18 protein-coding genes and 6 tRNA genes are annotated in these 22,832 nt (G+C 41.4%); 12 read left to right on the top strand and 12 right to left on the bottom strand.

The features are described from left to right. Positions 1-241: 241 nt before the first annotated feature. Genes glsB through trmB form a run of 3 tightly spaced genes read right to left on the bottom strand, consistent with a single transcriptional unit; the run spans position 242 to position 2,245 of the window. Entirely contained in the window at positions 242-1,156 is a 915-nt protein-coding gene (glsB, locus tag L2740_RS10440; RefSeq protein WP_248950102.1) for a glutaminase B, read from the bottom strand. Continuing rightward, a complete protein-coding gene (locus L2740_RS10435; RefSeq protein ID WP_248468836.1) occupies positions 1,156-1,482 on the bottom strand; it encodes a YggL family protein in 327 nt (108 codons plus the stop codon). Before L2740_RS10435 ends, glsB begins: the two co-directional genes overlap by 1 nt. A gap of 49 nt (positions 1,483-1,531) precedes the next feature. Continuing rightward, complete coding sequence (gene trmB / locus L2740_RS10430; RefSeq protein ID WP_248950100.1) at positions 1,532-2,245, bottom strand: tRNA (guanosine(46)-N7)-methyltransferase TrmB; 714 nt, start codon at positions 2,243-2,245, stop codon at positions 1,532-1,534. A gap of 249 nt (positions 2,246-2,494) precedes the next feature. Between trmB and mutY the strand changes: the two genes are divergently transcribed. Further along, a complete protein-coding gene (gene mutY, locus L2740_RS10425) occupies positions 2,495-3,559 on the top strand; it encodes an A/G-specific adenine glycosylase (RefSeq protein ID WP_248950098.1) in 1,065 nt (354 codons plus the stop codon). 2 nt (positions 3,560-3,561) lie between these two features. Next, the gene (locus L2740_RS10420) at positions 3,562-3,840 is read left to right on the top strand and encodes an oxidative damage protection protein (protein WP_012276265.1); all 279 of its coding nucleotides are present in this window, start codon (positions 3,562-3,564) and stop codon (positions 3,838-3,840) included. A gap of 88 nt (positions 3,841-3,928) precedes the next feature. Here the strand turns inward: L2740_RS10420 and L2740_RS10415 are convergent, their stop codons facing one another. Both L2740_RS10415 and L2740_RS10410 read right to left on the bottom strand, forming a co-directional pair. Beyond that, complete coding sequence (locus tag L2740_RS10415; RefSeq protein WP_275974173.1) at positions 3,929-4,501, bottom strand: YceI family protein; 573 nt, start codon at positions 4,499-4,501, stop codon at positions 3,929-3,931. Positions 4,502-4,585: 84 nt separating this feature from the next. After that, positions 4,586-5,134: a cytochrome b gene (locus tag L2740_RS10410; protein ID WP_248950096.1), complete on the bottom strand. Its 549-nt coding sequence runs from the start codon at positions 5,132-5,134 to the stop codon at positions 4,586-4,588. 405 nt (positions 5,135-5,539) lie between these two features. Here L2740_RS10410 and L2740_RS10405 point away from each other — a divergent pair. The 6 genes from L2740_RS10405 (at position 5,540) to L2740_RS10380 (ending at position 7,460) form a co-directional block, all read left to right on the top strand. Beyond that, positions 5,540-5,615, top strand: a tRNA-Phe gene (locus L2740_RS10405). A gap of 51 nt (positions 5,616-5,666) precedes the next feature. Beyond that, positions 5,667-5,742, top strand: a tRNA-Thr gene (locus L2740_RS10400). A 792-nt stretch (positions 5,743-6,534) separates the two neighbouring features. Further along, a tRNA-Phe gene (locus L2740_RS10395) sits at positions 6,535-6,610 on the top strand. 51 nt (positions 6,611-6,661) lie between these two features. Further along, positions 6,662-6,737: transfer RNA gene (locus L2740_RS10390), tRNA-Thr, on the top strand. 520 nt (positions 6,738-7,257) lie between these two features. Further along, a tRNA-Phe gene (locus tag L2740_RS10385) sits at positions 7,258-7,333 on the top strand. 51 nt (positions 7,334-7,384) lie between these two features. Further along, positions 7,385-7,460, top strand: a tRNA-Thr gene (locus L2740_RS10380). Positions 7,461-7,803: 343 nt separating this feature from the next. Here L2740_RS10380 and L2740_RS10375 read toward each other — a convergent pair. The 7 genes from L2740_RS10375 to L2740_RS10345 form a co-directional block, all read right to left on the bottom strand. Next, positions 7,804-9,120, bottom strand: coding sequence for a sugar MFS transporter (locus L2740_RS10375; RefSeq protein WP_248950094.1), 1,317 nt, complete (start codon positions 9,118-9,120; stop codon positions 7,804-7,806). 401 nt (positions 9,121-9,521) lie between these two features. Beyond that, on the bottom strand, positions 9,522-10,718 hold the full coding sequence (gene nagX / locus L2740_RS10370; RefSeq protein ID WP_248950093.1) for a transmembrane glucosamine N-acetyltransferase NagX: 1,197 nt from the start codon (positions 10,716-10,718) through the stop codon (positions 9,522-9,524). A gap of 144 nt (positions 10,719-10,862) precedes the next feature. After that, the gene (gene nagA, locus L2740_RS10365; RefSeq protein ID WP_248950092.1) at positions 10,863-11,999 is read right to left on the bottom strand and encodes an N-acetylglucosamine-6-phosphate deacetylase; all 1,137 of its coding nucleotides are present in this window, start codon (positions 11,997-11,999) and stop codon (positions 10,863-10,865) included. 67 nt (positions 12,000-12,066) lie between these two features. After that, on the bottom strand, positions 12,067-12,963 hold the full coding sequence (nagK, locus tag L2740_RS10360) for an N-acetylglucosamine kinase (protein ID WP_248950091.1): 897 nt from the start codon (positions 12,961-12,963) through the stop codon (positions 12,067-12,069). A gap of 223 nt (positions 12,964-13,186) precedes the next feature. Next, a complete protein-coding gene (locus tag L2740_RS10355) occupies positions 13,187-15,862 on the bottom strand; it encodes a family 20 glycosylhydrolase (protein ID WP_248950090.1) in 2,676 nt (891 codons plus the stop codon). A 25-nt stretch (positions 15,863-15,887) separates the two neighbouring features. Further along, entirely contained in the window at positions 15,888-17,375 is a 1,488-nt protein-coding gene (locus L2740_RS10350; RefSeq protein WP_248950089.1) for a methyl-accepting chemotaxis protein, read from the bottom strand. Next, positions 17,376-18,203 (bottom strand): pilus assembly protein PilM, encoded by an 828-nt coding sequence (locus tag L2740_RS10345; RefSeq protein ID WP_420833525.1) that lies wholly within the window; start codon positions 18,201-18,203, stop codon positions 17,376-17,378. 529 nt (positions 18,204-18,732) lie between these two features. On the opposite strand from L2740_RS10345, the gene L2740_RS10340 reads away from it, so the two are divergent. The 4 genes from L2740_RS10340 to L2740_RS10325 all read left to right on the top strand — a co-directional run bounded on the left by L2740_RS10340 (position 18,733) and on the right by L2740_RS10325 (position 22,793). Next, a complete protein-coding gene (locus L2740_RS10340; RefSeq protein WP_248950086.1) occupies positions 18,733-19,626 on the top strand; it encodes a sulfite exporter TauE/SafE family protein in 894 nt (297 codons plus the stop codon). A gap of 81 nt (positions 19,627-19,707) precedes the next feature. Continuing rightward, positions 19,708-20,430, top strand: a complete 723-nt coding sequence (locus L2740_RS10335; protein WP_248950085.1) for a SapC family protein — start codon at positions 19,708-19,710, stop codon at positions 20,428-20,430. 85 nt (positions 20,431-20,515) lie between these two features. Further along, a complete protein-coding gene (locus tag L2740_RS10330; protein ID WP_248950082.1) occupies positions 20,516-21,217 on the top strand; it encodes a DUF6445 family protein in 702 nt (233 codons plus the stop codon). 43 nt (positions 21,218-21,260) lie between these two features. Next, positions 21,261-22,793: a tryptophan halogenase family protein gene (locus L2740_RS10325; RefSeq protein ID WP_248950080.1), complete on the top strand. Its 1,533-nt coding sequence runs from the start codon at positions 21,261-21,263 to the stop codon at positions 22,791-22,793. Positions 22,794-22,832: the final 39 nt, after the last annotated feature.

Raw genomic sequence — 22,832 nt, 5'->3', positions numbered from 1 at the left:
CGCATCAATCCTTTATCGCTTTATATAATTTTTAATCTTGAACAAGTTAAGCACAGGTCATGCCAAACATCACAAAGCATTGTTTATAAATAGTTTTAATTATTTATTGAGCGATATTTCTATTTTGGAAGTCTAAGAAGAATGTAATATTTAGCCAATTAACCTAACAATTAGCCAAATATTACATTTGTCGAACTGAGTACTAGCAGAAACAAAAGATAAACAAGCTAACAGGGTATGATTAAAATATTGAGCGACCTAAAGTTTGGCTTAAGGCCTCAAGCACGGCTGTACCTGCTAATGAGTTGCCATTTGCATCAAGCTCTGGCGACCATACGCAAACAGACATATCACCTGGGATAACCGCAATAATGCCGCCACCAACACCACTTTTACCCGGCATACCAACTCGATAAGCAAACTCGCCCGCACCATCATACAAACCTGAAGTAGCGAGCAGCGCGTTAAGCTGCCTGTTTTGCACTGGGCTAATTAACTGTTTACCAGCAAGGCTTTTGCCTGAATTAGCTAGGTAAAACATTGCTCGAGAGAGATCAGCGCAGCTCATACGCAGCGAACAGTAATGAAAATAACTATGTAGAACAGTATCAACATCGTTATTAAAGTTACCGAACGACTTCATCAAATAGGCAATAGCAGCATTGCGCGCACTATGCTGATATTCAGATGCCGCCACAACTTTATCGTAACTGACTCTATGGTTTTCACTTAAACCACGGACAATTTCGAGCATTCTGTGCTTAGGAGCGCCCAATCGACTTTGGAGTAAGTCGGCAATAATTAATGCACCAGCATTAATAAACGGGTTACGCGGTACACCTTTTTCTAACTCAACCTGTACTAAAGAGTTAAAAGAGTGCCCTGATGGTTCTTTACCAACCCGAGACCAAATTTCATCTTCTTCATACAGCATTAGCGCTAAAGTTAGGCTAAATACCTTAGATATACTCTGAATTGAAAAGGGCTCGAGAAAATCTCCAGCCCCTATGGTGACACCATCAGATGTTGTCACCGCAATACCTAGCTTATTAGCATCGACTTGGGCAAGCGCAGGGATATAATCAGCAACTTTACCTTGTCCTAAAAGAGGTCGAACTTTGTCGACGACCTCTTCAAGTAATGCCAATTCAGGCATTAGCCCCACCAAATATCGTAAAGCTCACCAACTTCAAGATCTGACACTGGCTGTGCGTCGAAGAAAGCTTTAACCGCAGCGCGGTTTTCTTCAGTACATTTACCAATACCTTGAGTTGCAATAATACCTTCCCACTCTTTGTGACCACCACCGTGGTAACCAAGATCAGCAGGCTCAATCACTTCATCAATAAACTTATCAACGATTGCATCAATTTGCTCTTCAGTTACTGAATCATTGAAAGTCCAGTTAACATCAAATCCAAACTCTTGGAACTCATCTACGCGTAATTTCTTACGTAAGCGACGGCTACGATTTGCTGCCATGGTTGTTCTCCTAGGTAACTTATTTTTAAAGTATATGTTTGCTGAGTGCTTAAACACGCTCAAACATAAGATCCCAAACACCATGACCTAAACGGTGGCCACGCGCTTCGAATTTTGTCAGCGGACGATGATCTGGACGCTCAACTACATCACCTGTAACTGATTGGTTTTTATAACCAGGTGCAGCAGTCATCACTTCAAGCATATGCTCGCTGTAGTTTTCCCAATCTGTTGCAAGATGGAATACACCGCCAACTTTAAGCTTGCTGCGGATCAATTCAGCAAAAGGTGCTTGCACGATACGGCGCTTATGGTGACGCTTCTTGTGCCAAGGATCAGGGAAGAATAGTTGTACACGTGACAAGCTACCTTCTGCAATGCTGTTTTCTAGCACTTCAATGGCATCATGGTGGTAAACACGTAGGTTAGTCACGCCAGCTTCAGCGGCTTCAGCTAAACACGCACCAACACCAGGTTTGTGCACTTCAATACCAATGAAGTTTAGCTCTGGAGACGCTTTTGCCATTTCAACTAATGACGCGCCCATACCAAAACCAATTTCTAAAACGGTATCAGCTTCACGGCCAAATACTTCAACTAGGTCGATAGCTTCTGGAGTGTAATCAAGACCCATTATTGGCCATTGTTGCTCCATTGCTTGAGCTTGGCCTTTAGTTAGGCGCCCCTCACGCAATACAAAGCTTCTGACTTTACGAAGGTATTTACCTTCTTCATTGAATTCAGCGGTTGTTACGTCGCTCATTTTGCCCTCGCTTAAGGCTGCGCTAGCATTAGACAGCTATTATTTAAAAAAGAAAGGCATTATCCAAAGTTAAACCTTCAGTGCAAGCCTTATTGTGGCAAAATTATACCAAGAATCTCAGTTTGTGCGAGTAGTGCATTTGCTTTGCCGTAAATTAGCTACTTTTAAAGCTCATCACTATTCATTTTCTAATAGATAAAGCCTTTTTCTCGCCTTGTTTAAGCGCTTGCCTAACGGTACACTGCGCCGATGAAAACTACTGCTACTTTTTCGACTCGCATTATCCAATGGTACGACAACTTCGGTCGTAAACAACTTCCATGGCAACAGGCTAAAACCCCATATAAAGTATGGATTTCTGAAATCATGCTGCAGCAAACTCAAGTTGCAACTGTTATCCCTTACTTTGAAAAGTTTATTGGCCGCTTTCCTGATATTGAAACCTTAGCTAAAGCAGACCAAGATGAAGTACTGCATCATTGGACTGGCCTTGGTTACTATGCCCGTGCACGTAATCTGCATAAAGCTGCGCAAATTATGCAGGACAAATTCGATAGTAAGTTTCCAACTGACTTTGATGATGTTTTAGCGCTACCGGGTATTGGCCGCTCAACTGCGGGCGCAGTGCTGTCTCTTTCTCTTGGACTCAACTTCCCCATTCTTGATGGCAATGTAAAACGAGTTCTTGCTCGTCATGGCGCTATTGACGGATGGCCGGGGAAAAAGCCGGTGGAACAGCAGCTTTGGCAGTTGACCGAAAGCTTAACACCAGCCAAAGACATTCAAAAATACAACCAAGCAATGATGGATATTGGTGCAACTGTTTGTACCCGCTCGAAACCCAACTGCGCTGCTTGCCCGGTTGCTATCGACTGCAAGGCGCAACTTAGTGGCCGCCAAACTGATTATCCAGGCAAAAAACCTAAAAAAGCGCTCCCTGAAAAGTCAGCTTGGTTACTCGTTATAGAGCAAGAGCAACAAGTTCATTTAGAAAAACGCCCACCAGCAGGCATTTGGGGCGGGTTGTGGTGTTTTCCGCAGTTTGATAACAGAAAAGACCTTGATGCTTATATAGTAGATAAACAACTAAAGGTTAATTCACAGCAAGAGCTATTAGGCTTTAGACACACATTTAGCCATTTTCACCTTGATATCCAGCCTGTGCTGATACGAGTTAGTGAATTTAGCGATAACCAGATCATGGAACAAGCCGCGACTGTCTGGTATAACTTACCCCATCCACCTAAAGTTGGTTTAGCCGCAGCAACAGAGCGTGTGTTGGCCGACCTAGGTTCAGTATTAAATAAGGAGTAATCATGGCTCGCACAGTAAATTGCGTGTATTTGAACAAAGAGGCTGAAGGCCTTGGTTTCCAGCTTTACCCAGGTGATTTAGGTAAGCGTATTTTTGACAATGTGAGTAAAGAAGCTTGGGCGCTATGGCAATCAAAGCAAACTATGCTTATCAACGAAAAGAAATTGAACATGATGAACGTTGATGACCGTAAATTTCTTGAAGAGCAGATGGTCAACTTCTTATTTGAAGGTAAAGATGTTGAAATTGAAGGCTACGTGCCGCAAAAAGACGACGAGTAATTAGACGGTTAGTTTTAACCTAAACACTAATTGCAAATGCCGCTTAAAAATATAAGCGGCATTTTTGTATCTAGACCTAAAACTCTGGCTATAAACGGATGCCTTCAACCACAAGATCTAAAATAACATTAGCCGATGCAGGCCCTAAATCGACTTTTACATCATAGTCTTTTAACGCAAATTCTGTACTGCCAACAAAACCTGAGCGATAACCGCCCCAGGGATCTTGCCCCTCGCCTATCATTTGCGCATCAATAGCTAGCGGATTGGTCACCCCATTAAAGGTAAACTCACCATTAATAACAAAGTTACCGTCACCTTTATCTATAGCTGAAGTCGACACAAAGCTAGCCTTTGGAAATTTGCCTGTATTTAAAAAGTCACTACTGCGTAGATGCTTGTCTCGTTCGGCATGATTTGAATCTACACTCGCGGTATCAATAGTTACGTTAACTTTGGCGTCTGTAATCTTGTCAGCATCAAAGCTAAACTCACCTTCAAACTGATTAAATCGCCCGACAACAAAGCTATAGCCTAAATGACTCACTTTAAATTCAATTGATGCGTGAGCACCTTCTGTATCTATTTTATAGTCAGCAGCTTGCACTATATTAGTCATGCTTAGAGAAGTGGTAAGTGCAGCGGCTAATGCAACTGCCATAAATTTAGTGTTCATGTTCTATCCTTTGTTGATTATTTCATTTTGATTTTTAAAATGGATGCAGAATGAATTACCTGAATTACCCTAACGCTTAAACTTAAGCATTCTGCTCAAGGTTTGATCTTTATCGATAAAGTGATGCTTTAATGCCCCAAGGGCGTGAATAACAACCAAAGCTATAAGCCCGTATGCGAAATATTGATGAATTGCACCTGCAATATCGGCTTGATTGCTAATTAACTCGCCAAAACCTGGGATCTCAAACCAATCAAACACCCAAATGCCTCTGCCATCAGCCGTCGAAATAAAGTAACCACTCAACATAATCAGCAACATAAGCAAATACAGCATATTGTGAGCCAAGTGCCCTGCTCGCTTTTCCCAGCTTTTATAGGTTGCTAATTCAACAGGTTTTGTTGAGTAAAAGCGCCAAGCAAGCCTAAAAATCGTTAGCAATAAGAGGATTAGGCCAATACTTTTATGAAGATGAGGCGCAGTTCTATACCAACTACTGTAATAGGTTAAATCCACCATCCAAAAACCTACTGCAAACAAACCAATAACAGCGGCAGCTGATCCCCAATGCATAATAATGGCTAGCAGCCCATAAGACCTTTCTGTATTGCGCAACATAATCTTTCCCTGCATTTATTTAATGCATTCATCATACAAACAACTTTTTGAACATAAAATCAGCAAATATAGACATATTTATTCGATTTTTTAGAAAGGCTGACAATTAAGCTTCGTCAAACCATGATTATTTTGGGTTTTACTTGAAGTAACAAAACGATTAGCACACATGAATCAGCAGTAAATGAAGCTTTTTTCAAACTGAGTGCAGATACACAAGGCGAAATTGGTTGTTGTTTGAAAGCTCACTGGCCACAAACTAACCGAACAACCAAAATGAAGTAAAAAAGCACTTGCAGGATTTTTTGAGTCGCTATAAGATACGCGCACTCCAAACGAGACGGGCTTTTAAGCCAGCTAGATTTGCAGTAGAAAATCTAAGGTTTACTTAAGTAATACTTAGTTGCCCGAATAGCTCAGTCGGTAGAGCAGAGGATTGAAAATCCTCGTGTCCCTGGTTCGATTCCGGGTTCGGGCACCAACATTTATTAATGAGTTCCACTATTTACTTAGTAACTTGTTAAGCAAATAAGCCGGCATAGCTCAGTTGGTAGAGCAACTGACTTGTAATCAGTAGGTCCCGAGTTCGACTCTTGGTGCCGGCACCATAAAAACAAAAAAGCCACTCAATAGAGTGGCTTTTTTGTATCTTATTTTTGAATCTCTTTTTCATATAAAGCGTTAAATTCAATATTTAAACCATGTTTTTGAATTGAGTGTCTAAATAAATTCCTTAATTCCAGCTTCTAAACTAAACCTTTAAGATCCGTTTTATCCAAATAAACACTTATCTTGGGCAGCATTTAGTGGGTTGTTAGTTCGGTCTATGTACACCCTAGTCAGTTGCGGCACTGCAAATGACCTGATCTTAATTAGCATTATTCACGCTTTATAAGGTTACTGAATTAGAGAAGAACTTAACCTCCCCACCTCTCCTCCCCCTCTCTGCGCAAATATCCCTCCAACTTTCTAGGTATCAACAACCTAGGCGCCCAAAGATCCACCACACAAATCTAGTCCCTAACTCTACAATTCGCTTCATCAGAAAATCGCTGTACAAATAGCAAGCGACTTATCACTTCAAAATAGCTTTTATACTACCCAACGCATATAACTTTTATCTCAGTCATCGATAAAATGGCCAAGTGTTAGCTAAAAAACAATCACCGCATATGCAGCTATTCGCTCGAGCAAAATCATTTCAAGCCAAATAAATCGCAAAAGGTAACTAAATCACAGTTAAATTAGCAATAAAGTCTATTTGTTGCGCAATCAAACCAATAAGCACTTGCACCAAAAAAATCATCGCTATATTATACGCGCACTCCAAACGAGACGGGCTTTAAAGCCAACAAGTTTGTAGTAGCAAATCTAAGATTTACTTAAGGTAATACTTAGTTGCCCGAATAGCTCAGTCGGTAGAGCAGAGGATTGAAAATCCTCGTGTCCCTGGTTCGATTCCGGGTTCGGGCACCAACATTTATTAATGAGTTCCACTATTTACTTAGTAACTTGTTAAGCAAATAAGCCGGCATAGCTCAGTTGGTAGAGCAACTGACTTGTAATCAGTAGGTCCCGAGTTCGACTCTTGGTGCCGGCACCATAAAAACAAAAAAGCCACTCAATAGAGTGGCTTTTTTGTATCTAAATTTCGATTAACTGAATCAATTTATAGCTTCTTACCTACCCACTAGCTACTGCGGTGTGCCAAGTCTCAAAAAAATTATAATTTTGCCTAGGGCCTAAATTATCGCAAAGCTACTTTATTCGGTAATAAATGAAAATCAATCAGTAACAGCGGAACCATAAGTGAGTAAAAAAGCAGATAAGTCCTCACTTTACTGGTTATACTTTACTCACCTCACTGATTGGCAAATATTAGCTTTCATAAAAGCCACTTAACAATGGCATCAACAACAACCAACTTAGTATAGATTTCATTCGCAATGCTCAATCATGCGTCGATTAAGCGGTCAATTTGAGAAAACTTAGCAAAACATTCTAAAAAGCACTTGCGCGCTATAAAACATCGCTATATTATACGCGCACTCCAAACGAGACAGGCTTTTAAGCCAACTAGTTTGAAGTAGCAAATCTAAGGTTTACTTAAGTAATACTTAGTTGCCCGAATAGCTCAGTCGGTAGAGCAGAGGATTGAAAATCCTCGTGTCCCTGGTTCGATTCCGGGTTCGGGCACCAACATTTATTAATGAGTTCCACTATTTACTTAGTAACTTGTTAAGCAAATAAGCCGGCATAGCTCAGTTGGTAGAGCAACTGACTTGTAATCAGTAGGTCCCGAGTTCGACTCTTGGTGCCGGCACCATAAAAACAAAAAAGCCACTCAATAGAGTGGCTTTTTTGTATCTAAAATTCACGAAACTCAACCATATTTTTGCATAGATGAAACTTCTATAAGCTCCTTATGCTTTATACCGATTCTCCCCATCAGATTCACTTGTGTGACTACTACTCATATCAATACCTAGAGAAGCGCCTCAATAGCTGTCTACCAGAGACTATTTAGTTTAAATCATCAATCCTATTAAGATTAAGAGAGCTGCTTTATAGCGGCTTTCAAACCGTAAATAACTTATAGATGATAAATGAATCTTTTTATACCCATAAAAAAAGGAGCCTATTGGCTCCTTTTCAGTTCTTTTTATAAATTACTTCCAGCTACGCATCTTATGGCCTTTTAGGGCATAGAATAAAATGAATAAGTAACATGGTAAGCCAACCCAGTAAGCAACCTGAGTATTGTCAGCAAAGTGAGCAACCTTACCGAATACTAGTGGTAGGATAGCACCACCAGAAATACCCATAATTAATAATGCCGAGCCTTGGGCAGTGTATTTACCTAGACCTTCTAGTGCTAGTGGCCAAATCGCTGGCCATACAAGTGCATGTGCTAAACCCATTAAGGCAACAAAAGTTACAGTATCAGGGATCACAGGAATGCCGCTCCAGCCCCATAACACATCTGCAATCATGGTGCTTTCACTAGAGCCTAGAGCCGCACCAGCAACACATAAAATACCAGCAAGAGCAGAACCTAACAGTGCTTTTTCTTGGCTAATAAACTTAGGGATACAAGTAACACCAATGATATAACCGATAACCATAAACACCATGGTATATGACGTTAGTGAAGCGAAGTTATTCACACCTAAGGTTTCACCATATAGACCAATGGTATCACCCGCGATAACTTCAACACCTACATAAGCGAATAATGCAATTGCGCCTAATACCACCTGTGGGAAATGAGTGATGCTGCCCTTTTCTTGGTGCTCTTCTTCGCCTTCAAATTCTAATTCCGGTAGTGAAGAAAACTTAACTAAACCAATCAAGAATGCAAGTGCAATCGCCATATATACGTAAGGCATTACAAGGCGTGATGACAATTCACTGATCTGTGCTTGACGCTCTGCTTCAGAAAGCGCTGCAAGATGTTCAGCGGTAAAGTTTTCAAAACCAGATAACACTAGCGCAGTAAATAATATAGGTACGATTACGCCAGCGCCTTTATTAATTAGTCCCATAATACTAATGCGCATTGCAGCACTTTCTTTCGGGCCGATATGAACTACATACGGATTAGACGCTGTTTGTAAAATGGTTAAACCTGTACCAAGCACAAACAAAGCACCTAAGAACAAAATATAGTTAGCGCTTTGTGCTGCAGGAATAAACAGCAACGAACCTACCACCATAATAGCGAGGCCGATTGCCATACCATTTTTGTAGCCGGTCTTTTTTAGAATGGATGACATGGGTAATGCCATCACGGTGTAAGCAATATAAAAAGCAAACGTCACAAACAACGCCTGGAATTCATTAAGCTCACAAATAATTTTTAGAAATGGAATAAGTGATCCATTAAGCCAAGTCACAAATCCGAAGATAAAAAAGAGCACACCTATAATGGTCATAGGCAGTAAACTGCTCTTTGGGCTAGCTTGAGCCTGAGTCGTTGCTGTCATGTATTTAACCTGCTTCTTATAGTAATTAATTTGATGATACCAGATTAAACTGCTATCCCATCCTTCATTAACTGTTACTTCGCATTACAGGCTGCTGCCTGCTTATTATTTCGCTATTGCACTAAGTATCAGTGCCAATCCTTGTTGCTCACTATCGCCTGATTTATCCCTTTACCAGACCATTGTTTCATCGATGTTAAAACATTGAGAATAAAAAGACAACGCTGTCATTTTGTTTTATTGATGCCTTCTACTTCTATCTTAATCGATAGACTTAATCTTTTTTGGCACTCAATCTAGTGAGTAAAACGCCCTATTCTTGGTAAAATCATGCGCAAAGGCTCTACATTTCGAATGCACATCTAAAGCCTTATCTTTTCAGTTTACCTAACAAAAATGCATTAAACCTTTACGAATACACCACGCTTATACATCCAATACAGTACTAACCACTGCACCAACAACAATGCAATTACACTCATTAGCGTTTGCGCATTTTCTGGAAAGCTGTTGATTACGCCGCCAAATACACTTTGTGCGGTGTACTTCCAGTTAACTATGCTGCTGGCAATATAAATCACGATAGAATTACAACCAATAACAGTGAAGAAGAACGCCCATTTTTGCACTTTAAGCACATCAATAACGGCATAAAATAGTGCTAACAGCAAAATACTCCATCCCGCAGTAACTAAAGTAAAACTGCTGGTCCACAGAGTTTTATTAACAGGAATAAGAGGCGAGACTAACCAGCCGATAGCGACTAGAGCTAGGCCAGCTGCTGATAATAAAGCAACCTTGAACCACTCACCTTTTACATGAGGCTTCACAATAAAGTGGCCAACAAACACGCCGAATAAGCCATTTACAACAGCAGGTATCGTCGACAGAATTCCCTCAGGATCGACCGCCGCTCCTTGATATGTAATGCCAGGTAATAACAATGTATCAATCGCTGCGTTAATAGAACCCGTTGCGCTAAACGCACCGCTATCATCTAAGGTGATAAAAGGAAAAGCTTGCAGCAGTGCATAACCAATTAAAATAGCGATAGCGGTAATAATTTGAGTACGTAAACTAGTATGCCAAACCAATAAAGCACAGAAGAACCAGGCAAAAGCTATCCGCCCTAAAACACTGGCATACCGAATGTCACCCAACGCAAAAGGAGCCCCGGTTCCCCACCCATGGTTGTATATCACTCCGAACAGCAGCAACAAAAACAGTCGCTTAATCGCATGCTGATATAAAGGCTTACGCTGAGGTAAAGGTAACTTGTCTAATCGCTTTGGCGATAAGCCTAGGGCTACACCTGAAAGGAAAATAAATAATGGAAAGATTAAATCGTAGAAGGTGAAGCCATGCCAAGCACTATGATGCATTTGAGCATCAAACCATTTAAAGCCTGCCCAGCCAGTCAAGATAAGTAAAGCAGCAAATAAAGCCTCGCCGCCTAAGATCCAGAACATATCAAAACCACGAAGTGCATCAAGTGATTTCAATCTGAGTTTTTTTACCGGTTTGCTATTAGCTTGTTCAGCAACATTTGCAGAGTTTGTTGTAGAGTCAGCTGACGAATTATTAGTTATTGTTGTCATCTAAACAGCCTTTTATATTATTTTTAGTTTGGCTTTATCAAGATAAAGCAAAGCCTCTTTAGCTGTCACTACAGAGGCTTATATTGGTCTTCCTAGCTCTTGTTCACGAGTGCTAACACTTGTTTTTGACTCACAAGTAATCAATCACTCACTTTTAAAGACTTGCTCACCACCAATGTAAGTGCGCCCTACTTTATAGTTCTCATCAACAAGCACGAGATCTGCGCGGCCACCTATTGTTAAAGCGCCCATTTTATCGCTTAAGCCAAGATACTGTGCAGGATAAAGCGACGCCATGCGAATTGCTTCATCAGGAGTTAACCCAAGCATATTAATGCTGTTAGCAACAGCGCCAGCCATATCAAGCACGCAGCCCGCAAGCTCACCTGTTACAGCGTTAAGTCTATCGCCCACTCTTAGTACTCGGGTACCGAAAAGCTCAAAGCTAACTTCATCATCAAGCCCTACCGGCGGCATAGCATCTGTTACTAACATGACTTTGCCTTTAGGTTTTGCATTAATCGCTACGCGCGCTGAAGCTGGATGAACGTGGTGACCATCTACAATTAAACCACACCAAGCTTGTTCACTTTCAAGCGCCGCTCCAACCATACCCGGATTTCTTGAATCCAATGGTGACATAGCATTAAATAGATGAGTAAAGCCATTGGCACCAGCCGCAAGCGCGGCTTTTACAGTGTCATAATCAGCGTTTGAATGACCTAAACAGACTTTTACACCAGCATCGACTAATGCCTTAATAACATCAGTGGAAACATTTTCAGGGGCAAGAGTAACCACTTTTATCCCTAAATCTTGGCGACTGAATATATCTAACTCTGCATCTGAAATACGGCGAATGAAAGGCTGTGGGTGAACGCCTTTTTTAGGCACACTTAAATGCGGCCCTTCAAAATGCACGCCAACCACAGCAGCTGTTTTCGCTTCAAGTGCTGCAGCAACAGCATCAGCAGCTTGATGCATTACACTTACATCGTCAGTAATTAATGTTGGTAAAAAAGCAGTAGTACCAAACTTTGCATGTGCCTGACCAATTGCTGCAATGCCTTGCACACTTGGTGACGCATTAAATAACACTCCACCGCCGCCATTAACTTGAACGTCAATGAAACCTGGCGTAATCAAGCCATTTACCCGTGACTCGTTCGCACCTTGTGCGGTATCAAATGCCACGATATGGCCGTCTTCAAACGTGATTGGCAAGTCAGTATGGAAGCTTTGTCCATCGAACACGCGATCTGCAATTAGCGTCTGTTTCATCTTATTCTCACTTACTAAAATATGTTGCGGCGATAACATTAAGCCACAATACATAGAGTTAATTTAGTTAGGCTTTTGCGTGCTGCTGCTTTGCAAAGAAGGCTGCGCCCCACTCAGGTGGCTGTAAAATAGGAGACGTTTTAGCCAACACATCTTCATCAAGCCAAGGTGACAATGGCTCAGCTAAGCCGCCAATCATTGAAAAACGTGGTGGGTTAATCGCAAATAGTTTTCGAGCTAGCTCACTAATATAACCTGCGCCTTCAGTGACAATATCTAAAGCAACACTATCTTTTTCTGAAGCGCTTTCAAATACCACTCTCGCTAATTTGGCGTAAGTACTTGATGACTGGCCAGCCAGATTCTCAACTATGCCTAATGCGTTATTAACGCCGAAATAATCAAACAAGCGTTGGCTAAGCTGTGTTTTCTCACCAAAGCCATCTAGATCTAATAAAGCGCACTCGCCAGCTTTAAGGCCTAACCATGCTCCACTACCCTTATCACCTAGTGCAAATCCGTGGCCACCTAGAAATAGCTCTTGTTCTGCAACTCGAGCATAACCACAAGAGCCTGTACCAGTAATGATTACAGCCCCCTCTTCGCCCTGATGGGCGCCAATACATGCAGTGTGCAGATCGGTAGTTAAATACATGCTCGCAAATGGATGTTGCCAATTGGCTATATCTTGATACAACCTCGGCACATTAACACCCGCTAAACCTAAACCTGCGATTAAGCGTTTGCTATCACTTGCCGCTAAGCCTGCATCAGCTAATGCAAGCTGAGTTGACTCTTCAATTGATTGAAACGTTTGAGCTAGGCCATGAAGTGGATTCGCGCGCCCCGCGACTCCAGTGCCTAATATACGATAGTCACTAGTGTAAATAGTTGCACGGCACTTGCTACCGCCGCCGTCGATCCCTATATAAAGGGACTCTTCTTTCGTCTGGCTCATGCCCATGACAGACCTCTTTATCGTTCTCATTCTTCAACTGCAGAATGGGTGTAGACTTTATATAAAAGCCACTAAGTTAATTCCATGTTACAACAATAATGACAGCGTTGTCATTTGTTTTTTAAACTTGGCAAACAAAACGTAAAAAACGCAGCAACACCAAAGATGCTGCCGCGTTCAAGCTTAGTTATTACTTACATGCATAACATAAACACCTGTTAGACATTTGTTATTTAACAACGAGAGTGCGTCCTTTACGCTTACCGTCGGCTGCAATCACTCGCACTTCAACTGGAGCAATAACTTCAACGCCCTCTTTATATGCCAACCAATCGCCTCCAGCAGCGCGATATTCAATATCAAGCCCAGGGAAAATCACATTAGCAAACAGCTTACCGTCTTTTATTACAGCGCCTGGAGTGGGTACACGATAAGCAATATCGGCTTTATCTAACTTAAGTAATTCTTTAGCACCAACAGTGTTGGCAACTTGATACCAGTCTTCAGCCTGCGCCTGACGCATCTCTTCTGTAAAGAAACCACTTTGTTGATTGTAAACTGCGCCTTGATACTGATAAGCCACTTCCCATTCTGGCTTATGCCAAGCTCGTTCAGCTAGCATAAGCACCCTTGGGAACATCATGTATTCAGCAACATCATCACTGCGGACAGTTTCGCTCCAAAGCTGACCTTGGATCCCTGCAAAACCGATAGCCTGTTTTAATGGGCTGCTAGCGACTTTACCGGATTCATCTTTTTGAACGGTATCGTCAGCCTCAAAAGGGAGGTTCTCAATATCGGTCCACTGCTCTGCATTTGCCGGCAAGTTACCCGGCATAAAGCTGTGGATCTTTTGCGAATTGGTATTACGGCTTGCCCAATAATAGCCGTGTTCCTTAGGGTCGGCCTCATATGGGAAGTCAAAATACAAGACTTCTGGCTGACTTAGTACCGCATGCCAGCCTAAATTTGCTTGTTGATGCGCTCGCTTGTGTCCACCATGGGCAACAACATCCCAGATATTAGACTGCGCTTTACTTGGCATATTCTCCGGACGAGTATGGCTCATACCGTCACTCCAGCCCGCAGCTTCTATACCTTTGTTAGCCAATAGCTTAGCGGTTCTTTCGATAAAGTATGCCCCTAGCTCGTCCATGCTAGTGACTCCCTTGTCATTATTTGCGACAAAAGCCTTACACAGCGGAGACTCAATCCAAGCTCCTGCGGTTTCATCTGCACCAATATGGTATAAATCAAGCGGCACACCTGCCGCTTTGTGCATAGCTGCTATTTCATCAATCACCTTATCAATAAAGGTAAAGGTAGACTCCATACACACATTTAAGGTGTTATCGTTGTAATATTGGATTGACGAGTAAACAGTTTCGTCTTGGCTGTCAGATAGCAAAAATTGCTCTGCCGCTTGCTGATCACCTTGGGCGACTAATTTACGGTACCTTGCCTCCATCGACTTAATCGCGGCCCGCGAATGTCCAGGCATATCCATCGATGGGATAACCTGTATTTGTCTGGCGTTCGCGTATTTAAGGATCTCGATATAATCTGCTTTGCTGTAGTAACCATTCACTTTAGCGTCACTAAATGGCCCACTACCAAGTTGTGGCAACAAACAAGTATCTTCATTTAGGTCGTGACAACGCTTGCTGCCCACCTCGGTTAGCTCTGGTAGACCATCAATTTCTAAACGCCAACCTTCGTCATCAGCCATATGAAGGTGTAATTTATTTAGCTTATAGGCTGCCATTTGATCTAACAGATCAAGAATTAACTGCTTACTGTGGAAGTTACGTGATACGTCAACATGCATGCCACGAAAGTCATAGCGAGGAGAGTCACTTACTGTAACAGGACTTACGGTCAGTTTGTTAGCATCAACTAGCGCCGCGATTGAGGCTAAACCGTAAGAGAAACCAGCGTTATCTGCAGCAAAGATTTGGATCTTGTCTGCCGAAATATCCAAATGATACTGGCCTGCTGCAGTACTGGAGGTTAACGGTAATAACTCGGTCTGAATACCTTGCTCGCTTTGGGCTACACCAATACGTGCAAGTCTTTGTAAAGCAGCTTCAACGACCGATGGTTCTACATCATTGAACAGCAAGTTTAACCCTGGTTTCAATGAAACTGCTGGCTTATCAGCTTTAACTGTTAGCTTGGTTGGCGTGGGTAAAATACTATGGGTAGCTAAGGCAGCATTGACCGGTGTATCGAGATTATTTTGATACAGTACGCTGCTTGTTGCCCAGTTAAGTTTATCTGTCTCGCGACGCTTATATTGGGTTTCACTGTCAGTAAATGCGGTAACATACGGGCGCACTTCCATTCCAGTTTCAGGGTCAACGCTTAATTGGGTACTACGAATAATGACCGGTTCTAACCCGTCAGCAACAATGTAATAGTTTGGCATGCCGTCGATTTCGGACAATTGCCAAAGCTCACCACGAAATTGGATTTTAGTTGTTTGGCCTTTTTTAAGACCTTTAAAACCCGCAGCAGGAGTTATTTTGTGTAGATCACCTTGCACTCGAGTGATAGTAAACTCATCGCCAACAATGCTTTGGATAGGTCGCATTTGCGAATAATAGATAGACCAGTCTTTACTGTCGATATCGATAGCTGAAGTCAGATCAATTTCAGCGAGGAAACAGCGGCCGTCACTTGCGTCTTTGTCACAGTTATCATCGGGAACATTAGAGATAACGCTATAGCGAATATCCAGTGTTTCACCCATTTTATTAAGCAACGCTTGAGTTATTCCAGTCCCAGAGTCAGTGGCTTCAATACTAACGCTCGCAGGGGCGCTCTGCTCATCAACTTCCTTCTTTGAGCATGCACTTGCCGACATTGCAATTGCAACTGCTGCAACGACCAATTTAATCTTCATGACTTTCCTTATTCTATATTCTTATTTATAAGCGGAACGATTTAACTAGCTCTCGTAATTTCTCCCCCTGTAGAAATAGTCGATCGCTAGATTGAGCTAATCTTTCGCTATCCGTTGAAGCCGCCCCAGACGAGGCGACTAAGTCATTTAAGCTAACGGATATACTTGATGTAACTTCAGTCTGCTCTTTAGCTGCAGCAGAAACATCAAGGTTCATATTGCTAATATTCGATACTATTTCCGACACTTTTGTCAGTAAGCACTTTATTTCGTTTGAATGCAATACAGCCTTATCTGACATATTTTTACTTGAATGCATGGTTTGAACTGTGTTTTTGACACTGAGCTGCACCATCTGGATCATCTTTTGGATCTCACCTGTTGCTTGTTGAGTCCGGCTTGCTAGGGTTCTAACCTCATCAGCAACAACAGCAAAACCTCGGCCTTGCTCTCCAGCCCTTGCTGCCTCAATAGCCGCATTTAAAGCAAGTAAATTAGTTTGCTCGGCAATCGCATTGATCACTACAACAACTTCATCAATCTTTTGGGTTTCTAATTGCAACTGCTCAACTGATTGCGCCGATAATGTGAGCTCTTGGGCAAGACTCTCACTTAATGCTAGTCCTGAGTCAAACTCACTATAACTATGCTCAACCTTTCTATCGGCATCGGTGGCAGCATCTGCTGTTGCCCCTGCGTAAGCAGCAACATCATTAGCGCGACTATTTAACTGTGTCATGGCGGTAACCGCCGCTTCAGCATCGACTAACTGTGACTGAACACGCTGATGATTAACGCTAGATAACGCTCCAAGCGCTTCTGCATCGCTAAGGATCTGTGCCGATGTCTCATTAACTTTGGAAATACTTTGGTGGATCTGACTGACAAATTGATTAAATGATGCGGCAAGCCGGCCCACTTCATCTTGGCTTTCTACAGGTAACTTATGACTTAAATCGCCATCACCACAGGCTATTTCATCCATAGCATGAACAATATGCGCCAAAGGGGTTGTTACCAATACCTTTAATATGACGTATATCGCGCCAAGACTAAGCAATAGAATCAAGGCAGCCATTAACATATAAGTCATTAATAAATCGCTCAACGCAGACTGCATATATAAGGCTGAAAATGTAATATCCATCTTGCCGGTAGATTTACCGTTATTAGCAAAGTTAAGCGTATGCTGGCTCAAATTATCAATGCTAACTACAGCACTTTGCCTCACTGAACCTATATCTTGACCGCGATGGTCTTGCAGTGAAATAGCATAGATCTGCGGTGATTTTAGTAATGCTGATAAAACTGCGTCTATTTGTTCAAAATCATAATTGAATACAGGTTGCGCCAAGGTCACTTCAAGGCTAGCCAATGAGTTAGCTTGATAATCTACAAACTCCTGCTGCAACCTAGATTTTTCCAGCCAATAGGCACCTGTGAATAAGATACTAATAACAATAAATAGTGCGCTTGCTAAACCAATCTGAACTTTCAATGATATAGATTTCATTTAATTCACACCCTTAATATCAAACAAATCCAGCCATAATTCAGGGCGATTAACCGGGGTTAGCTTATGCAAACCAGGCGTGTCGATTCGAATAATAGCTCGCTGATTAAAATTAGCTTTTGCATAAAGCTCTTCAATTTTAAAGTACTGATTATATTGCTCATCAAAACTGCCATCTGTCACCATTGCCTCAAGCCCTTGCAATAAATCTTTAGCTAATTGAGGCTGCGACGGTGAGACAAAGAAATAAGCTGGAGAACGATATTGCAGAAGTACGCGCTCATCTACTTTAAGGCCTGGGTCTGGGTGCTTGTCTAACTCCTGCCAAATTTCTTGAGCGCCTAAGGCCAAGTAATCAAACCGCCCCCCCTCTAACATAGGGTATAAGTTTTTATACTTATAACTGGTGACAATAGGGAAATTGGCGGATTTAATAATATCGGCATCTGGCCAATAATGATTTTGCCCTGCAGTGAATTCGGCAAAATCTTGGTGGTTAGTAACGTTGTTAAATTGTTGTTGCGACTCTTTGCGGATAATAAGTAATCGATTACCGAGCAAGCCTTTAAATATTGGAATACGGATTGGTAAAAGCTGCTCTTCAAGTGGTAACGAGGTCATGCTCCAAAATACATCAATATTACCCGCTAGCGACTCTTCAACTTTGCGTTTTTGGTTCATTTCAGTAGTGATTTTGGTGACCTGATACTCACTATCAACTCTATTTAATGCAGCATTCATAAGCTGTAATTGCCAGCTATCAGGAATGGTTGTGTTTACCGTCTTTGCGCCAACGGCATGACTTGAGATAAGGACTGGAAACAGCATCAGTACTATGAAAAAACGTGTTTTAATCATCTTTTAGTACTCCACTTAAAACCTGAAAATAGACGTTAACGCTCAGATGCTATAGCAGGTAAAAATATCTTTAAGCTTATAATTATTATGGTCTTTTGAAAAAAATGGCCGAGTGCTATTAAACACTCGGCCCACAATAGTTTCTGGGGAGAGACTATATAGGAGTAACAAACATATTCGTTTGTTTAAAAACATAAAGTAGGAGACCTCATCCTCTTTATGTAGACCTTACAAACAACCTGTCACACAAGCAGATGACAACGCTGTCATTTATGAACATACACAAACTTGAACAATATATCTACATTTTTTTGACACTTTTATTTCTTTATTTAACTGGGCGAACTTAATCGCTGCTGAACTAAGGTTATAAAGCATAAAGCTGGCGTTCGAAACAATATCATGACAACGCTGTCAACAATTGATAACATCAAGTCAATTCAACAAAGTCATTTAGCAAAATAGCAAGGTTCAAATAACGCTAGAGGTTAACATTCAAGTGCGGCTAGAACGGCAAGAGCATTCAATTACTTATATATCCATTGCTATGATGTTGATAGCATTTTGGTTTGTATTTGTTTATAGCAAAACCGATGGTATAGAGTTAGTAACTCAATACCTACACTACTGCGGCTTGGGCATATTAGGTGCCATTTTTGCTAACTCTACCGGGGCCGGTGGCGGTGTAATATTTATCCCTGCATTTAATAGCTTAGGCTTTAGCAACGAACAAAGCTTGGCTACATCTTTTGCAATACAATGTTTTGGCATGACCACTGGTGCAATTAGTTGGCTGCACTATTACATGCAAACTCAAAAGCAGAAGTGGCAACAGCTCCCACTTCTATTAGCAATACTAACACCGCTTTCTATCGCTGGATTATGGACGGTAGAAGCACTAAACATTTCTTCTATCAACAATCTAGAACAATCTTTTAGCCTATTTTCTATAGCTCTTGGCTGCGCCCTTCTTTTTAACCACTTCAACCAGTCAAATAGGCGTAATAGCTCACAACCAACTTTTAGCATCAAAAAAGCTGACTTGGTAATTCTTGGGGCAATCACTTATTTTGGCGGCATGATCACCGCTTGGTTGTCCGTTGGCGTGGGGGAGCTCATTGTTATCTATTTACTTTTAAAAAGAGTTGAAGCAACGTTAGCAGTAGCAACGGGCGTAATAGTAACAGCCGCAACAGTATGGAGCACTGCTGGGCTGCACTTTAGCACCAACAGCGATACCTATTTTAGCGTTGTAGCCGTAGCTGCACCAGGGGCGGTAATAGGAGCGCTTATGGCTAAAAAGCTTGCACTATTTTTACCAATAAAAACATTAAAGTTATTTTTCGCAGCTTGGATCATTCTGTCTGGTGTTGCGATATTAGCAATGGAGTGATAAGTAATTTTTTAGCTGGGATAAAGAAGCTCAAACTTAGGTCAAACTCAATAAACAAATAATAATTAGAGGTAAATCAACATGGCAAATATCGTTCCACTGAACTCAACTGCGCACTTAAACAGCTTAGTAAAAGAATCTAAAGATTATAGCCGTTTTAAAAATCAGAGCCTTATACCGGTAGTTGCACAAGAGTTTGCAACTCTTGCTAATGAGTTCCCTATCGTTTTCGTAAAAAACTCCGAAAGTGGCCAATTTACACCTATTGCAATGATGGGAATAAAAACAGACGAAAATCTTTATTGCCAAACTGAAACTTGGACCAGCTCAGTAACACCACTAGCTTTTAGTAAAGCACCATTGTCGCTTATGAAAACATCTGAAGAAAGTGAAGAGTTAATGGTATTTGTTGATGAAGATAGTGAACTGCTCAATACAACTAAAGGCAATCGACTATTTGATGATGCAGGTGAGCAAAGCGAGTACCTAAAACAACGTTCAAATGCATTATTAGATCTAGCAGGTTTTACTCAGCAAACTTCAGCTATCACAAAATACCTAGCTGAACTAAAGCTTCTAACCCCAAAACAATTAACAGTTAAGCTCAGCAAGAACAGCGAAGATGTAAATATTAATGGTATTTATATCGTCGATGAAAAAGCACTCAACGAGCTTAAAGACGAAGACTTTATCGCTATTAAAAATAAGGGACTGCTTCCTCTAATCTACGCCCATTTAACCTCATTACATCAAATTGCAAGGCTCATCACGAAACAACGTTCATTAGAGTTAACTGCGAGCTAATTCTATCGGTCAAAAAGGTGCTTATATGTCAATTCCAAGCACCTTTTTAAATAAAAAATACTGGTTGTGATGTTAGGAGGCTTTCATGTTTAAGTTAAACGAAAACTTTTTAGTTTCCGTATTGTCGCCTGAATGTAATTCATGCCAAGTCACGATTGTTGACAATGCGCTCTCCTCACCAGCGGATGTCCCGCTATATGCCAAAGAAACAGCCTATTTTAATAATGTAGGGGCTGATAACACATTCTATCCGGGCATTCGAGACAAGATGCCACAGCCATATTTAAGGTTCCTAAGCTCTTTGATTGAAAGGTTAATCATCAATGGCACTTTGAAAGGCGATGTAACTACGCTAGATGTTTTTCGCAGTGAACTTTCTTTAACCACGCTAGCACCAGATGAGCTTAATCTATATCAAAAAATGCCGCATATCGACTGCTTAAATAACGATGAATATGCTGTTGTGCATTACTTTTGTTCAGAAGAACATGGAGGAACTAGTCTATATAATTTCAAACCATTAGATCTCGTTGCTCTGACAAAAGAACAACAAGTTAAACAAATGATTGAGCAGGTAGCGGCACAGCCTAATAGCCATCAGAGCTATATTGATGGCGATACGCCATTATTTGAGCGCGTCGCACAGATCCCAGTCAAATTTAATCGTATTGCAATTTATAAAGGCAACTTATTACATAGTGCCGATCTAAGTAACCCGATAAATCAAGTTAACGATCTTGATGATGGTAGGTTGACTGTCGCGTCATTTTTTTATTTAGCGTCGTAGCTTTCATCTTCCTGTACAGGTAAAAAGTGGAGTAAGCGAATTTATGGAACAAGTAAAAACAGTTCATATTATCGGTGGTGGTACTTCTGGCTGGTTGTCAGCAGCAGTTTTAGCCAGTAGTTTTAAGCGGACAGGAAGAGATATTGTCGTCACCCTCATAGAATCTGAAAATATACCTACTATTGGCGTCGGAGAAGGTACTTTCCCAACAATTCTGAGTACCCTTAATGATATTGGAATTTCCGAAAAGGAGTTCCTCAACCACTGCCAAGCTAGTTTTAAACAGGGCGCTATGTTTAAAAACTGGCTATATAATCCCTCTGAACAAGAGCATAGCTACTACCATCCTTTCGACCCGCCTGCGATGCCTAAAGGAATAGACCTTTCATCGTACTGGGTTGCAAAAGAACAAAAAGGACAAAACCAATTAGACTTTGCCCACAGTGTTTCAGTACAAGCAAAACTTTGTGACGAAAACTTAGCTCCAAAATCAGCTGACACGCCAGAGTATGCTTGGATGGCTAAGTACGCCTACCACCTTGACGCTGCTGAACTAGGTAAACTTTTGAAAAAGCATGCTATGGAAAAATTGGGCGTTCAGCACTTGTATGCCGATATAGAGCAAGTAAAGTTAGATGATGAGGGCTATATAGAGTCAGTAGTCTCTAAAAGTGGTACAAGCTATGCTGCGGACTTTTTTGTGGATTGCACCGGCTTCTCATCCCTGTTACTTGGCCAAAGCCTTAACGTGCCATTTGTATCTAAAGCGGATTATCTTACTGTTGACTCTGCAGTGGTTTTGCAAGTCCCACACGCTACAGAGGAGTCTGATATTACAACTCATACAGTATCGACAGCACAAGAATCTGGCTGGATTTGGGATATAGCCTTACAGACCCGACGTGGAACCGGCTATGTATATTCCTCAAAGCACTCAACTAAAGATCGCGCAGAAGCTATACTCAAGCAGTACCATGGTATCGCTGATTCTGAAACACTAGAACTAAGACATATAAAGTTTAATGTCGGGTACCGAGCCCAATCCTGGACTAAAAACTGTTGTGCAATCGGCTTTTCTAGCGGTTTTGTTGAACCTTTAGAAGCAACCGCAATTGCGATGGTCGAAGCTGGTGCAAAGTCACTCGCAGCTCGATTCCCATCAACCCGTGCGGCAATGGATGAAAGGCAAAAACAGTACAATGAAATCTTCATCTCTCGTTGGGACAACATCATCGATTTTGTGAAATTGCATTACTGCTTAAGTCAAAGAAAAGATACCAAGTTTTGGCAAGAACACACTGATGAAAAAACGATTCCTCAGTCTTTGATTGAAAAACTTAAAGCTTGGAAATTATATGGCGCAAGTGATGGCGACTTTCCGAATAAATATGATTTATTCAATATCGCAAGCTGGCAATATATTATTTATGGAATGAAATATATTCCTGAATATATAGAAAAAAGTCCTATTCCTGACAATATTGTCGATGCAGCTTTTAACTCGATTCAAGCTTTAGGTGAGAATGCCAAGGTAAAGTTGGATTCAAATAGACAATTGATACAAAAATACCGCTAAGCAAAAGGGCCATCAATTGATGGCCCTTTACTTTACCTA

Source organism: Shewanella pneumatophori (assembly GCF_023283895.1).
GTDB lineage: Bacteria > Pseudomonadota > Gammaproteobacteria > Enterobacterales > Shewanellaceae > Shewanella > Shewanella pneumatophori.
The sequence above is the reverse complement of the archived record's forward strand: the minus strand, read 5'-3'. Positions and strand labels throughout refer to the sequence as shown.

Bases quoted from the DNA above. Each gene is read 5' to 3' on its own strand.
- glsB (WP_248950102.1), bottom strand. From the start codon at position 1,156: ATGCCTGAATTGGCATTACTTGAAGAGGTCGTCGACAAAGTTCGACCT.
- L2740_RS10435 (WP_248468836.1), bottom strand. From the start codon at position 1,482: ATGGCAGCAAATCGTAGCCGTCGCTTACGTAAGAAATTACGCGTAGAT.
- trmB (WP_248950100.1), bottom strand. From the start codon at position 2,245: ATGAGCGACGTAACAACCGCTGAATTCAATGAAGAAGGTAAATACCTT.
- mutY (WP_248950098.1), top strand. From the start codon at position 2,495: ATGAAAACTACTGCTACTTTTTCGACTCGCATTATCCAATGGTACGAC.
- L2740_RS10420 (WP_012276265.1), top strand. From the start codon at position 3,562: ATGGCTCGCACAGTAAATTGCGTGTATTTGAACAAAGAGGCTGAAGGC.
- L2740_RS10415 (WP_275974173.1), bottom strand. From the start codon at position 4,501: ATGGCAGTTGCATTAGCCGCTGCACTTACCACTTCTCTAAGCATGACT.
- L2740_RS10410 (WP_248950096.1), bottom strand. From the start codon at position 5,134: ATGTTGCGCAATACAGAAAGGTCTTATGGGCTGCTAGCCATTATTATG.
- L2740_RS10375 (WP_248950094.1), bottom strand. From the start codon at position 9,120: ATGACAGCAACGACTCAGGCTCAAGCTAGCCCAAAGAGCAGTTTACTG.
- nagX (WP_248950093.1), bottom strand. From the start codon at position 10,718: ATGACAACAATAACTAATAATTCGTCAGCTGACTCTACAACAAACTCT.
- nagA (WP_248950092.1), bottom strand. From the start codon at position 11,999: ATGAAACAGACGCTAATTGCAGATCGCGTGTTCGATGGACAAAGCTTC.
- nagK (WP_248950091.1), bottom strand. From the start codon at position 12,963: ATGGGCATGAGCCAGACGAAAGAAGAGTCCCTTTATATAGGGATCGAC.
- L2740_RS10355 (WP_248950090.1), bottom strand. From the start codon at position 15,862: ATGAAGATTAAATTGGTCGTTGCAGCAGTTGCAATTGCAATGTCGGCA.
- L2740_RS10350 (WP_248950089.1), bottom strand. From the start codon at position 17,375: ATGAAATCTATATCATTGAAAGTTCAGATTGGTTTAGCAAGCGCACTA.
- L2740_RS10345 (WP_420833525.1), bottom strand. From the start codon at position 18,203: ATGCTGTTTCCAGTCCTTATCTCAAGTCATGCCGTTGGCGCAAAGACG.
- L2740_RS10335 (WP_248950085.1), top strand. From the start codon at position 19,708: ATGGCAAATATCGTTCCACTGAACTCAACTGCGCACTTAAACAGCTTA.
- L2740_RS10330 (WP_248950082.1), top strand. From the start codon at position 20,516: ATGTTTAAGTTAAACGAAAACTTTTTAGTTTCCGTATTGTCGCCTGAA.
- L2740_RS10325 (WP_248950080.1), top strand. From the start codon at position 21,261: ATGGAACAAGTAAAAACAGTTCATATTATCGGTGGTGGTACTTCTGGC.